Annotated in this window: 12 protein-coding genes and 1 pseudogene; 9 read left to right on the top strand and 4 right to left on the bottom strand. The window is 63.3% G+C overall.

What is annotated here, in order from left to right; translation table 11 throughout:
* Window positions 1-16: 16 nt before the first annotated feature.
* From ACP7C6_RS25385 to yghU, 3 genes and pseudogenes are all read left to right on the top strand, one after another.
* On the top strand, window positions 17-1,243 hold the full coding sequence (locus ACP7C6_RS25385; protein WP_323990144.1) for an MFS transporter: 1,227 nt from the start codon (window positions 17-19) through the stop codon (window positions 1,241-1,243).
* A gap of 50 nt (window positions 1,244-1,293) precedes the next feature.
* Window positions 1,294-1,676, top strand: a pseudogene (locus ACP7C6_RS25380) (agmatine deiminase family protein); the annotation flags it as partial.
* Window positions 1,677-1,720: 44 nt separating this feature from the next.
* Window positions 1,721-2,554: a glutathione-dependent disulfide-bond oxidoreductase gene (gene yghU, locus ACP7C6_RS25375; RefSeq protein ID WP_068933910.1), complete on the top strand. Its 834-nt coding sequence runs from the start codon at window positions 1,721-1,723 to the stop codon at window positions 2,552-2,554.
* 131 nt (window positions 2,555-2,685) lie between these two features.
* Here the strand turns inward: yghU and ACP7C6_RS25370 are convergent, their stop codons facing one another.
* Genes ACP7C6_RS25370 through ACP7C6_RS25360 form a run of 3 tightly spaced genes read right to left on the bottom strand, consistent with a single transcriptional unit; the run spans window position 2,686 to window position 5,412 of the window.
* Window positions 2,686-3,612, bottom strand: coding sequence for a sugar ABC transporter substrate-binding protein (locus ACP7C6_RS25370; protein WP_236318331.1), 927 nt, complete (start codon window positions 3,610-3,612; stop codon window positions 2,686-2,688).
* Between the two features lie 19 nt (window positions 3,613-3,631).
* Window positions 3,632-4,411 (bottom strand): TIM barrel protein, encoded by a 780-nt coding sequence (locus ACP7C6_RS25365; RefSeq protein WP_068933906.1) that lies wholly within the window; start codon window positions 4,409-4,411, stop codon window positions 3,632-3,634.
* Window positions 4,408-5,412, bottom strand: coding sequence for a Gfo/Idh/MocA family oxidoreductase (locus tag ACP7C6_RS25360; RefSeq protein ID WP_426109382.1), 1,005 nt, complete (start codon window positions 5,410-5,412; stop codon window positions 4,408-4,410). Before ACP7C6_RS25360 ends, ACP7C6_RS25365 begins: the two co-directional genes overlap by 4 nt.
* A gap of 184 nt (window positions 5,413-5,596) precedes the next feature.
* Between ACP7C6_RS25360 and ACP7C6_RS25355 the strand changes: the two genes are divergently transcribed.
* A complete protein-coding gene (locus ACP7C6_RS25355; protein ID WP_028619738.1) occupies window positions 5,597-7,561 on the top strand; it encodes a sigma-54 interaction domain-containing protein in 1,965 nt (654 codons plus the stop codon).
* Between the two features lie 37 nt (window positions 7,562-7,598).
* Here ACP7C6_RS25355 and ACP7C6_RS25350 read toward each other — a convergent pair whose 3' ends face one another.
* Window positions 7,599-8,648, bottom strand: a complete 1,050-nt coding sequence (locus ACP7C6_RS25350; RefSeq protein ID WP_426109381.1) for a LacI family DNA-binding transcriptional regulator — start codon at window positions 8,646-8,648, stop codon at window positions 7,599-7,601.
* A gap of 163 nt (window positions 8,649-8,811) precedes the next feature.
* Between ACP7C6_RS25350 and ACP7C6_RS25345 the strand changes: the two genes are divergently transcribed.
* From ACP7C6_RS25345 to ACP7C6_RS25325, 5 genes are all read left to right on the top strand, one after another.
* Window positions 8,812-9,897: a fatty acid desaturase family protein gene (locus ACP7C6_RS25345; RefSeq protein WP_426109380.1), complete on the top strand. Its 1,086-nt coding sequence runs from the start codon at window positions 8,812-8,814 to the stop codon at window positions 9,895-9,897.
* Window positions 9,898-10,033: 136 nt separating this feature from the next.
* Window positions 10,034-10,354 (top strand): MocE family 2Fe-2S type ferredoxin, encoded by a 321-nt coding sequence (locus ACP7C6_RS25340; RefSeq protein ID WP_028619741.1) that lies wholly within the window; start codon window positions 10,034-10,036, stop codon window positions 10,352-10,354.
* Between the two features lie 2 nt (window positions 10,355-10,356).
* Window positions 10,357-11,556 carry an NAD(P)/FAD-dependent oxidoreductase gene (locus tag ACP7C6_RS25335; RefSeq protein WP_426109379.1) on the top strand — a complete coding sequence of 400 codons (1,200 nt, stop codon included), beginning with the start codon at window positions 10,357-10,359 and terminating at the stop codon, window positions 11,554-11,556.
* Between the two features lies 1 nt (window position 11,557).
* Window positions 11,558-12,376: a sugar phosphate isomerase/epimerase family protein gene (locus ACP7C6_RS25330; RefSeq protein ID WP_028619743.1), complete on the top strand. Its 819-nt coding sequence runs from the start codon at window positions 11,558-11,560 to the stop codon at window positions 12,374-12,376.
* Between the two features lie 50 nt (window positions 12,377-12,426).
* Entirely contained in the window at window positions 12,427-13,383 is a 957-nt protein-coding gene (locus ACP7C6_RS25325; protein ID WP_028619744.1) for a Dyp-type peroxidase, read from the top strand.
* Window positions 13,384-13,386 lie beyond the last annotated feature (3 nt).

Genomic DNA, 13,386 nt, shown 5'->3' with positions numbered 1-13,386 from the left:
CCGAGGATGTCGTGTGATGAATGATTGTGTAGCCCAAGCCGCTCACTCTGCCCAAGTTGAGCCCGATGCGCCCGCCTGGATGGCGGTGTTTTCCCTGGCCATGGGGGTATTCGGCTTGTTGACGGCGGAATACCTGCCGGCAAGCTTGTTGACGCCAATGGCGATGGACCTGGGAGTGTCCGAGGCGCTGGCCGGCCAAGCCGTGACGGTGACGGCAGTGGTGGCGTTGTTTGCCGGGCTGCTGGTGCCCGGCCTCACGCGTGGGATCGACCGACGCGTGGTGCTACTGGGTTTCTCCCTGCTGATGATTGCGTCAAACCTGTTGGTGGCGTTCTCTTCAAGCCTGGCGGTATTACTGCTGATGCGTATCCTGCTGGGCATTGCCCTGGGCGGTTTCTGGAGCATGGCCGCCGCCGTGGCGATGCGCCTGGTGCCAGCGGCGCTGCTGCCCCGCGCGCTGTCGATCATCTTCAGTGGTATTGCGGTGGGCACGGTGGTTGCTGTGCCGCTGGGCAGCTACCTCGGTGGTCTGTATGGCTGGCGCAGTGCGTTCGTTGCCGCCGCCGCCGTCGGTGCAGTGACGCTGGCGTTCCAACTGTTCACGCTGCCCCGCCTGGCGCCCTCGGGGACTGCACGCTTGCGCACGGTACTGGATGTGCTGCTGCGTCCAGGCATCGCCATCGGCATGTTTGGCTGCGTGCTGGTTCACACCGGGCACTTTGCGCTGTTCACCTACATCCGACCCTTCCTGGAAAGCACCACGGGGGTGGGGACAGAAGGGTTGGCGTTGATGCTGCTGGGGTTCGGCGCAGCCAACTTCGTCGGCACGCTGCTGGCCGGTTGGATGCTGGTGCGTTATCCACGTGGCACGTTGGTACTGATGCCGGTATTAGTGGGCGTCGCGGCGCTGGCGCTGGTGTTGCTGCCAGTCTCTCTCCCAGGCCAGGCGTTGCTGCTGGCGCTGTGGGGCATGGCCTTTGGCGGGGTGCCCGTGGCGTGGTCGAACTGGGTGGCCCGCGCCGTGCCGGACCAGGCTGAGAGTGCCGGTGGCATGGTCGTGGCTTCGGTGCAGTCCGCCATTGCAGCGGGCGCGGCCGGAGGAGGCGCGATGTTCAGTCTCAGTGGCATCAGCGGGGTGTTTCTGGGCGCGGGTGTACTGATGCTGTTGGCTGCCTTGTTGATTGCGCTGCGGGTACAGGTGCCACGCACCGAGGCAGGCATGGGCGTGGCGCTGCACCTGTGAGCTAGGTGTCCAGGTGGGGCAGCAACTGGCTGACCAAACCAATCCCCAACAAGCAGCACGACGAGGATGCGCTGCTGGCGGCCCAGATCGCCGAGGAAACCGGCGCCCGGCCTATTCGCAGTGAACGGGTGGGCGAGGGCGGCGGGATTGAGGTTGACGGCCTGGGCACCGGTATCATGACCGAAAGCAGCTAGATCAATCGCAACCGTCACCCGGACTGGAGCAAGGCCGAGGTCGAGGCCGAACTCAGCAAGGGCAATCCGGATTTTGCGGCGGGCTACATCAATTACTTCGTGATAAACGGTGCGGTGATCGCCCCGGAGTTTGGCGACCCGGTAGCGGACTGCAAGGCACTGGACCTGCTGGCCCGGCTCTACCCGGACCGCAAGGTGGTGGCATTCACTGTGTGACGAGTCATCAACCTTTGGTTTAGTCTGGAGCGCTTCGCCGATCGCAAACGCCTCTGGAGCCGTCAGCATGACCGATTACGTACCCCCGAAAGTGTGGACCTGGGACGCCGAAAATGGCGGCACCTTCGCCAGCATCAACCGCCCGATTGCCGGTGCGACCCATGACAAGGAACTGCCGGTAGGCAAGCACCCGCTGCAGCTGTATTCCCTGGCCACGCCTAATGGCCAGAAAGTCACGATCCTGCTGGAGGAGTTGCTGGCGCTGGGTCACAGCGGTGCGGAATATGACGCCTGGCTGATCAAGATCGGCGACGGCGACCAGTTCGGCAGCGGCTTTGTGGGGGTGAATCCGAACTCCAAGATTCCGGCGCTGTTGGATCGCAGCGGCGCCACACCGATTCGCGTATTCGAGTCGGGGGCGATCCTGCAGTACCTGGCCGAGAAGTTCGGTGCGTTCTTCCCCACCGAACCCGCCGCCCGCGCCGAATGCCTGTCGTGGTTGTTCTGGCAGATGGGCAGCGCGCCGTATCTGGGCGGTGGGTTCGGGCATTTTTATGCCTATGCGCCGAGCAAGATGGAGTACCCGATCAACCGCTTCGCCATGGAAACCAAGCGTCAGCTGGACGTACTCGACCAGCGCCTGGCAGTGAGCGAATACATCGCGGGAGATGAATACACCATCGCCGATATCGCCATCTGGCCGTGGTATGGCGGGCTGGTCAAAGGTCGCTTGTATGGCGCGGCGGAGTTCCTGTCGGTGCATGAGTACAAGCACGTATTGCGCTGGGCAGACGCGATCGAAGCGCGGCCGGCGGTGCAGCGCGGCCGGCGGGTGAATCGGGTGTCCGGTGAGCCCCATGAGCAATTGGCCGAGCGGCATGACGCCAGCGACCTGGACTAAAGGCCTGACGCGGTAAGAAAGGTGGGAGCGGGCTTGCTCGCGAATGCGGAGTGTCAGTCAACAGATTCATTGGCTGATCCACCGCAATCGCGAGCAAGCCCGCTCCCACATTTGGATTTGTGTATTTCACTCTACTTGTAGCGCTGCTCAAACACTGCCACCTGCTCCGGCTTGATCAGTTCAAACGGCACCCACACTTCCGACTCAATCGCCTCGCCCTTGATCATTCGCACCGCCGCCTGCACGGCCTGGGTAGCCTGGGCCTTCGGGTCCTGGAACACGGACGCCGTCAGCAACCCCCGCTTGATCGCTGCCAGCCCATCGGGCAAGCCATCGATACCCACAATCGCCACTTCACCCTTGGTTTTTCCCGCCTGCTGCAAAGCCATGGCCGCGCCAATCGCCATTTCATCGTTGTTGGCTACGATGGCATCGAACTGCGTGCCTGCCAGCAGCCAGTTGCTGGTCAGGTCCATGCCCTTGCTGCGTTGCCATTCGGCGCTTTGCTGCTCGACCACCTTGATACCGGGAAACTCCTTGAGCACCTGTTTGGCGCCCTCGGTGCGGTCATGGGTGGCGTTCTGCGCAAGGTCGCCCATGATGATCGCCACACTGCCCTTGCCGCCGAGTTTTTCCGCCAGGTAGCGCATCTGCAACTGCCCGGCCTCGATGTCGTTGGAGGCCACGGTGACCACGCCCTTGGGCAGAGTGCGTTCGTCCGGGTGACGGTTGACGTACACCAGCGGCGTCTTGGCCGCCACGGCAGCACGGGTCATGTTGGCGGTGGCGGCGGTGTCCACCGGCAGTACGATCACCGCGTCGACCTTCTGGTTGAGGAAGCCTTCGACCTGATTAAGCTGGCGCACCACGTCGCCCTGGGCGTCTTCGAACTGGATCTGCACATCCTGCTGCTTGGCGGCCGCTTCCAGGCCGGTGCGCACGTAGGTCATGAAGTTGTCGTCGACCCGGGCAATGCTCACGCCGATGCGATAAGCCGCGAAGGTCCATTGGCTGAACAGCAGCAACAAGGTGGCAGCAAACAACGAATAGCGATTCATAAGGGTGATCCTTTTATTGTTATAGGGTGAACGCCTGGCGGAAACGCGCCAGGGCCAGCTCGCTGTCGCCGCTGGCCCAGCCTTCCAGGCCGACCACGCCGCTGTAGCCTATGGCGTGCAAGGCTTTGGCAATGGCCGGGTAGTGGATTTCACCGGTGCCAGGCTCCTTGCGACCTGGTACATCGGCCACTTGGATTTCACCGATGGCGCTGCCGGCGCGCTGGATCAGTTCGATCAAATTTCCTTCGCCGATCTGCGCGTGGTACAGGTCCAAATTCATCTTCAGGTACGGGCTGCCCACGGCCTCGATCAGCGCCAGGGTATCGTCGGCGCGGGCGAAGGGGGTGCCAGGGTGGTCAACTGCCGTGTTGAGGTTTTCCAGCAGGAACACACGACCGGCGTCTTCCCCCAAGCGGGCGATTTTTTCCAGGGTCTTGCATGCGCTCAGCCACATGCCTCCGGTGGTCTGGCTCACCGGTTGTACGGGCAGGCCGCCGTCACCCAGGCCGGTGCCGTGCAGGTTGAGGCTGGGGCAATTCAGTCGTTCGGCGACCCCTAAGGATTCGCGGGCGCTGTCGAGCAGTTGGCGGATACCGCCGGGGTCGGTGAGGGTACCGCTGATGTAGCCGGTCATGGAGGTGAAGTCGGCGCCGGTAGCGACCAGGGCGGCGATGTCCTTGTCTGTCCAGTTCCAGATTTCGGCACTGAAGCCCAGCGCATGAATGCGCTGTACGCGCTCGACAAAGGGCAGGTCGAGAAACACCATCTCCGCGCTGACAGCCAGCTTGAAGGGGCTCATACGGCCACCGCCTTGCCGGTTTCGAATGACTCGATGCAGGCGCGGGCAATCGCCAATGCCGCACGCGCGTCTTCGCCGCTGGCCAGGGGCTTGGCGCCGCTGCGCAGGCAGTCGACGAAGTGGTTGAGCTCGGCGATATAGGCGTCGCGCAACAGGTCGGTGTCCAGGCGCTGGGTGTCGGCCTGGATGCCCTGGGCCAGGTAGCGCACCAGGTCGGAATCGTTGAGGCTGCCCATGCTGAGCATGCCGGCGCTGCCGAACACTTCGCCGCGCACGTCGTAGCCATACACAGCCTGGAAGTTGGCCTCGGCGGTGGCGATGGCGCCGTTGTCGAAGCGGATCGCGACCACGGCGGTGTCGAGGAAGCCTTTGCTTTTGTATTCGGGCGCGATCAATGCGTCGGCCATCACGTAGACCTGCACCGCCTCCGCGCCAGGGTTGAGGTAGCGCAGGGTGTCGAAGTCGTGGATCAGGGTTTCCAGGAAGATCACCCATTGCGGCGACTTGGCCGGGTTGTTCAGTGCCGGGTCGCGGGTCAGCGAGCGCAGCAACTGCGGGGTGCCGATGCGGCAGGCGGCGACATCGAGGTGCGCGGTGCGAAAGCTCTTGGCGAAGCGCCGGTTGAACCCGACTTGCAGCGGCACTCGCGCATCGGCCGCAGCAGCGATAGCGCGGTCGGCTTCCTCGAGGGTGATGGCCATGGGTTTTTCGCAGAAGATGCCCTTGCCGGCGCGGGCGGCGCTGATCACCAGCTCTGCGTGGCTGCGGGCGGGGGCGGCGATCAGCACGCCGTCGATGTCCGGGTCGTCGAGCAACTGCTGCGGGTCGGTGTAGACCTTGCTCACGCCCAGTTCAGCGGCGAGGCGGGCGGCCTGGCCTGGCGTCGGGTCGGCAATCGCTGCCAGGCTGGCACCGGGGATATGCCGCGCGGCGGTCAGGCCGTGGAAGCTGCCCATGCGGCCGGCACCGATCAAGCCCAGGCGGATGTTCTGTGTACTCATGAAATAACCCCTTGTTGTTATTGGCCGCAGGACGCTCCTGATGGCAAAGGGGTGAGAGCAAGGCTTGTGCCATTTTTTAACGTGTTGATAAATAACGATTAATAATTATCTATAAACAAAAAGTGTTCATTTTGATGACATGCCTATACTGACATGTCAAAAACATGAACATGGATACCGCCCAATGAGCATGGCGTTCAGCGTGCAAGACCTCGACTACCTCACGGCCCTGGGGCCTGCCGCGCTGAATGATGGCCCGGTTGTCGCACTGGAACAGGCTTGGCGCGACTGCCTGGCCGGCCAGGTCGACCGCCCGACGCACGTGCGCCAAGTGATCTGGGATTCTTGGCGGCGCAGCGTCCAGGCCGGTATCGACCCGGCCGACAATACGTACCGCTTCGTTGGCGCCCACACGCTGGCCGCCACCCAGGCCACCCACCGCGTGCTGATCGAGGCGGCTGCGCAGGTCATGCATGGCTTGCTGGCCTACAACCCGCGCGGCCATATCAACCTCACCGATGCCGACGGTACCACCCTGTATTTCTGTGGGCTGGACATCACTCCGGTGGGCAGTCGCCTGCTGGAATCGGTGCAAGGCACCAACTGCACCGGCCTGGCGCTGGCCGAGGATCACCTGGTGTACGTGCTGGCTGAGGAGAACTTCGGCATCGGCCTGCGTCAGCGCCGTATGCATTGCGCCGCCGCGCCGATCAAGAATGCCCAGGGCCAGACCGTGGCCATGCTGACGCTGACCGCCGAGCCCGGCTGGTTTCACTTCCATACCCTCGGCACGGTGCAGGCCGCAGCCGACGCGGTATCGCGGCAGATGGCCCTGCAAGGGCTGTTGGAAGAACAGCAGACTGTCCTCGAAGTGCTCAACGAAGGCCTGGTGGTGCTGGACGAACGCGGCTGTATCAAGGCGCTCAACCGCTATGCCCGGCAGCTGTTTGGCGTCGGGCTGGAGCTGATCGGGCAGCCGTTCCAGCAACTGGGCCGTAGCGAACTGAGTGACGCCCTTGGCGCACCCGTACGCGACCTCGACTGCACCTTCCTCCTGCACAACCGCAGCCAACTCGCCTGCCTGGTCTCGGTGTGCCCGCTGGAGCAGGGCGGTGTGATCGTGTCACTGCGCGAAAACCGCCGCATTCGCGAAATCACCCGACGCATCATCGGCACCCAGGCCAGCTACACCTTCGACACCATCCAGGGCAGCTCGCGAGCGATCCAGGACGCGCTGCACCTTGGACGCATCGCCAGCCGCAGCGATTCCACCACCCTGATCCTTGGCGAAAGCGGCACCGGCAAGGAGCTGTTCGCCCAGGCCATCCACAATGGCAGCGAGCGCTGCAACGGCCCGTTTGTGGCGGTCAACTGCGGCGCGATTCCACGAGACCTGGTGCAAAGCGAGCTGTTCGGCCACGTCGAAGGCGCGTTCACCGGCGCCAGCCGTGGCGGCTCGGCGGGCAAGTTCGAACTGGCGGATGGCGGTACCATCTTTCTCGATGAGATTGGTGACATGTCCTTCGATGCCCAGGTCAGCCTGCTGCGGGTGTTGCAGGAGGGTGAAATCACCCGCGTGGGCGCGAAAAACTCGCGGCAAGTGAACGTGCGCATCATCGCCGCCACCCACCGCAACCTCAGCCAGGCGGTCGCGGAAGGCGCGTTTCGTGAAGACCTCTACTACCGCCTCAACGTGCTGAACCTGACCGTGCCACCGCTGCGCATGCGCCGTGAAGACATTGCGCTGCTGGCGCAGCATTTTCTCGCCCGCTGCGCGCGCTCGTTGCGTAAATCGGTGCAGGGCTTTTCGCCGGAGGCGATGGCGCTGCTGTCGGCCTACGGCTGGCCGGGCAACGTGCGCGAGCTGGAAAACAGCATCGAACGGGCGACCAACCTGGCGATGGGAGAACTGATCGAACCGGTGGATCTGCCGCTGGAAAGCCGCCAACGCACCCCGCTGCGCGCCCACGAAGCGCCGCCCGCCCAGGACCTGAGCAGCCACGAAATGCACGCCATCGTCGCCGCGCTCAACAGCACCGGCGGTAACATTCGTCTGGCTGCGCGGCAGCTCAACGTGTCGCGGGGTGGGCTGTACAACAAGATGAGTCGATTCGGCTTGAGTGCTGCAGATTTCCGCAAATCGCTGTAGGCGCCGGCAAGCCGGCGCCTACAGGTTGATTTGTGCGTCAGCTGCCCCTATTTTCCGACGTCACAATCTGCGGTGGCACATACACCCGCTGCCGCACCGGATCGAACCCCTCTGCACTCTGCAACTCCACCATCAACCGCACCAACGCCGTCGCCGTCTGCCCCGGTTGCGAATCCATCACCACATCGATCAACCCCTGGCCCAGTGCCTGACGTGACAGCGCGGTCGACTCCTGCAGGATGCAACACAACGCCGGCCGCTTGGGCAGCTGCGCCAAGGCGCTGATGATGCCGTCGCCGCCGCCGCCCACCACGCATAATCCGCGCAGGTCGCTGTGGCGGCTGATCAGGTCGAGGGTGGCTTCTTCGGTGATGTCGCAGTTGTCCAGGTTGATCAGCGGTTCCAACGGTTTGAGCCCCGGCGCGTGCTCGGCCAGGTAGCTGTGCAGGCCTTCGACCCGCGCCTGGTGGCCGAGAAACCGATGGCCGCCGAGCAGGATGCCCACGCTGCCTTTGCGAGCGCCGCAGGTGCGGGCGAGCAGCCAGCCCATGGTGCGGCCGACCACATGGTTGTCCTGGCCGACGTAGGGTTCTTCGGCCTGTTCGTGGATATCCGAGAGCAGGGCAACCACGGGCACACCGGCTTCGCGGATCTGCTTGAGGCAGGCGTTGATCAGCGGATGGGCAAAGCTGACCACCGCGAGGCCGTCGCATTGCACGGCCAGTTGTTCGATCTGCGCGACAATGGCGCTGGGCGTGCGATCGACGATGTACTCGAACTGGCACGTCAGGTTGGCACCGGTATGCTGTTCGGCGGCGGCGTTGATGGCTTGCGCCAGGCTGGCATAGAACGCCTGGGCGGTGGCCAGCAACAGGATGCCGAAACGATAGGTCGGCCGGCGTTCGCGAATGCGCTGGCCGATCAACCGCGCCGCGAAATACCCCACGGCTTCGGCCGCCTGGAACACCTGCTCGGCGGTCTCGGGATTGACCGGCGCACGTGCGTTCAACACGCGGTCGACGGTGGCCACGCTGAGCCCCGCCTGGGCGGCGACGGTGGCGATGGTTGGGCGTTTATTGTTGTTCATGACAGGCCCCTTTGAGCGTCTTGATAGAAAACTATCAAGCCCCGCTGGGCCTGGATGATAGCTTGATAGGGAATGGATTCAAGGCATTGAGGGTGAAAGATTGGTTCTCTAAGGTGGGTTTCACACAGCACCTGAAACCACCCGCTTGCGGAGAACAATAACAATGCCTGAACACACCGCTCACACCGCCCGGCGCGATTACAGCCTCACCGGCCCCGAAGCCGCCCGCGCGGCTGAAAAGGGCCTGGTCTCGGCCTGTTGGTACCAGTCGCCCATCTCGCGCAAACGCATGAAAGAACTGATGCAGCGCCGCGACGGCCCGGCCTTGCTCGACACGGCCATCTGGGTGCTCGCACTGTTGGTCACCGGTTTTGGTGGCTACTGGTTCTGGGGCACCTGGGCCTGTGTGCCGTTTTTCCTCGCCTATGGCGTGCTCTACGGCACTGCATCCAATCCGCGTTGGCACGAAACCGGCCACGGCACCGCGTTCAAGACCCGCTGGATGAACGACGGGCTGTATCAGGTCGCCAGCTTCATGTGCATCTTCGAACCCCACGTGTGGCGCTGGAGCCATGCCCGTCACCACACCGACACCATCGTGGTCGGCCGCGACCCGGAGATCGTCGAGCCGCGTCCGCCAAGCTTTTTGATGATGTTCTTGAGCCTGTTCAACCTGCCCCTGGCCTGGAAAACCTTCAGCGGTGTGGCGCGGCATGTCATTGGCAAGATGAGCGCCCAAGAAGCCGACTTCATCCCCGAATCCGAATGGCCCAAGGTGTTTCGCGCGGCACGGATCTGGGTCGGTATTTATGCGGTGGTGATTGGCACCGCGTTGTACCTGCACAGCTGGCTACCGCTGATGCTGATTGGTCTGCCGAGCCTCTACGGTGCCTGGCTCGGCTATATCTTCGGCCTTACCCAGCACGTCGGCCTGGCGGAAGACGTGCTGGACCACCGCAGCAACTGCCGCACCATCTACATGAACCGCGTGCTGCGCTTTATCTACATGGACATGAACTACCACCTCGAACACCACATGTACCCGATGGTGCCGTACCACGCCTTGGCGCAACTGCACGAAGAGATCCGCAGCGACTGCCCGCCGCCGTACGCCAACCTGTTCGAGGCGTACAAGGAAATCCTGCCGACGATCTGGAAGCAGCGCAGCGATCCGACCTACTTCATCCAGCGCCCGACCCACTGTAGTGAGCGAGCTTGCTCGCGCTGGGGTGCGCAGCAGCCCCAGTAAATCCACCGCGTTCTTTCAGACAAAACTGTGCCGCCGATTTTGGGGCTGCTTCGCAGCCCAGCGTGACGGTGCGACGGTTCGACAAGCTCGCTCACCACAAGGTGGGAAAGTCGCCAGGTAATTGGAGAGAAACACCATGAACGATCAATGGATCGACGTCTGCGCCGTGGGCGAAATAGACGAAGAAGACGTGCTGCGCTTCGACCACGGCCCGCACACCTACGCGCTGTACCGCTCGGCCGAGAATGAATTCTTCGCCACCGCCGGCCTGTGCACCCACGAGAAAATCCACCTGGCCGACGGCCTGGTGATGGACCACGTGATCGAGTGCCCCAAGCACAATGGGCGTTTCGATTATCGTACGGGCAAGGCCCTCGGCGCGCCGGTGTGCGTCAACCTCAAGACCTACCCGGTGCGGGTCGAAGCGGGGCGGGTGTTGCTCGCTGTCACGGCATGATGATGAACGCTCCGTTGATTATCGTCGGGGCCGGTCATGCCGGTGGCCGGGCGGCGCTGACCCTGCGCGAAGAAGGTTATACCGGCCGCCTGATCCTGATTGGTGATGAAGTGCACTTGCCCTATGAGCGCCCGCCGTTGTCCAAAGGCCTGTTGCAAGGCACGGCGGATCTGGCCGGATACAGCTTGTGCGACAGCGCGCGACTGGCCGAGCTGGGCATCGAGCACATCGCGGGTAACCCGGTGACTCGACTGGAGCGGCAGCCACATCGGCTGCAACTCGCCGACGGCCAGTGGCTGCCTTACGCTGGTCTGCTATTGGCCACCGGCGGCCGGGCGCGGCGATTGCCCCAGGAACAGGCCAATGTGCTTTACCTACGAACCCATGATGAAGCGCTGGCCTTGCGCAGTGCTTTACGCCCCGGCACGCGATTGGTGGTGGTGGGTGGTGGTTTTATCGGCCTGGAAGTGGCGGCGACGGCCCGTGGCCTGGGCTGTGAAGTGACGGTGTTGGAAGCCGGGCCGCGCCTGGCGGGGCGTGTGCTGCCGCCGGTAATCTCCCAGGCGCTGCTGGATCTGCACCGCGAGCACGGTGTGGAGGTGCGTTTGAATGTGGCGCTGGAGTCAATCCAGGCCGATGCCGTGCTGTTGGTAGACGGGCAACGCTTGCCCTGCGACCTCGTCGTGGTCGGCATCGGCATGCAACCCAACATCGAACTGGCGGCGGCAGCAGGGCTGGAGGTGGGCCAGGGCATTCGTGTTGATGCGTGCCTGCGTACCAGCGCGCCGAACATCTATGCCGCTGGTGATGTGTGTGAGTTTCGCCTCGACGGGCTCTATCAGCGCCAGGAAACCTGGCGCAATGCCGAATCCCAGGGCCGGCATGCGGCGCTGAATCTGCTGGGGCGCGAAGTGCCGTTCGAGGCGCTGCCCGGTTTCTGGTCCGATCAGTTCGACTGGGGTTTGCAGACCGTGGGCGTAATCACACCGACAGTGGTCAACCGCCCATTACCGAGCGGCGGCCTGTTGCTGTTTTACCTCGATGCCGATCATCGTTTACAAGGCGCCTGTGGTTGGGCGCCGGGCAACAGCGTGGCCAAGGACATCAAGCTTTGCGAGCGCCTGATCAGCGCCCGGATCCCTCTTGATCCCGCCAGCCTGGCCAACCCCGAGCTGTCCCTCAAACCCCTGCTGCGAGGCTGATATGCGCCAATTCCTGGTGTTCCAATCCCTGTGGGCGATGCAAACCGAACCTGGCGCCCTTGACGCCCAACTCGACCGTATCCAGGCCGCCGGTTTTGACGGCATTACCGATCATTACTGGCAGCCTGCTGACGTCGCGCGTTTGCACGCGGCGGCTAGCTCAAGAGGCTTGCAGATCGAGGGCCAATTGTTCCCGCAATCGGTGGATGACCTGGCCGCGGCGCTGGATGTGATCAGCCGCTATGGCTGCCACCACCTCACCCTGCAAGCCGACGTACGCCCGCGCACTCAATCCGAGGCCGCCCGGTTGATCGAAGGCTGGCAACGCCTGGCCGAGCAGGTGGACTTTCCGGTGTTGCTGGAAACCCACCGTTATCGCCTCACCAACGACCTGTTGTTCACCCTCGACCTGCTGGCGCAAATGCCGGATTTGAAGCTGCTGGCCGATCTGTCCCACTACGTGGTCGGGCGTGAACTGCCCGAGCCCGGCGCGCCTGAAGACGACGACCATATCCGCACGATTTTGCGCCACAGCTGGGGGTTCCACGGCCGTGTCGCCAGCAGCGAACAGGTACAGGTCTCCCTGGACTTCCCCCAACACCAAGCCTGGGTACAGCGTTTTACCCAGTGGTGGCGCTACGGGATCGAAGACTGGCTGGCCCGGCCCGACATGTCACAGAGCCTGTCCTTTACCTGCGAACTGGGTCCGCCGCCCTATGCGATTACCGGTGCGGACGGCCGCGAAATCAGCGATCGCTGGGCCGAAGCGCTGAAGATGCAGGCGCTGATTCGCGACGTGTGGGAGAGCTGCCAGGCATGATCTGCTAATCTGCGCGGGTTGAATTTCGCCCCTTAGCCTGGACTATCACCATGACACCATCCTCCGTTCAGCCGCCCCTTGAGCCGCAGTCCGTCTGCCATCCCATCACCAGCAGCGCGATTTTCATGGTTGCCACCGTTGCCCCCGGCAGTGAAGACACGGTGCGTGGCTGGTGCGCGGACATCGCCGGCTTGGTGCGTTCGGTGGGCAAGCGCGTGCCGGCGGGCAATCTGACCTGCGTCTGCGGGTTTGGCTCGGACGCGTGGGACCGGCTGTTCGGCGCACCGCGCCCGGCAGCGCTGCATCCGTTCCGTGAATTCGGCGTGGAAGGGCGCAAAGCCGTGTCGACACCGGGGGATATCCTGCTGCATATCCGCGCCGAACAGATGGACTTGTGCTTTGAACTGGCCACCCACGTGATGGCGGCCCTGGGCGACAGCGTCAAGGTGGTGGATGAGGTCCAGGGTTTCCGCTATTTCGACATGCGCAGCATCATCGGCTTTGTCGACGGCACCGAGAACCCGGTGGGGCGCAAGGCCGAAGGGTTCACCATTGTCGGTGATGAGGACAGCGAATTTCGCGGCGGCAGCTACGTGCTGGTGCAGAAGTACCTGCACAACATGACAGCCTGGAACAGCCTGACGGTGGAGGCCCAGGAGAAGGTGATCGGGCGGACCAAGCTGTCGGATATTGAATTGGACGAAGAGACCAAACCAAGCAATTCCCACAGTGCGCTGACAGTCATCACCGACAAGAACGGCGATGAAGTAAAGATCCTGCGCGACAACATGCCTTTCGGCCGCCCTGGCGCCGGTGAGTTCGGCACCTATTTTATCGGCTATGCACGTTCGCCGGAGCCTCTGGAGTTGATGCTGGAAAACATGTTCGTCGGCCGTCCGGTCGGCAACTATGACCGCCTGCTGGATTTCAGCACGGCGGTCACCGGCGGCCTGTTTTTCGTGCCTTCGGCCGATCTGTTGGAAGAACTGGCCGAGCGCAAACTGTAGGAG

The organism is Pseudomonas sp. TWR1-1-4, assembly GCF_049897165.1.
In the GTDB taxonomy this organism is placed as follows: domain Bacteria; phylum Pseudomonadota; class Gammaproteobacteria; order Pseudomonadales; family Pseudomonadaceae; genus Aquipseudomonas; species Aquipseudomonas canadensis.
The sequence above is the reverse complement of the archived record's forward strand: the minus strand, read 5'-3'. Positions and strand labels throughout refer to the sequence as shown.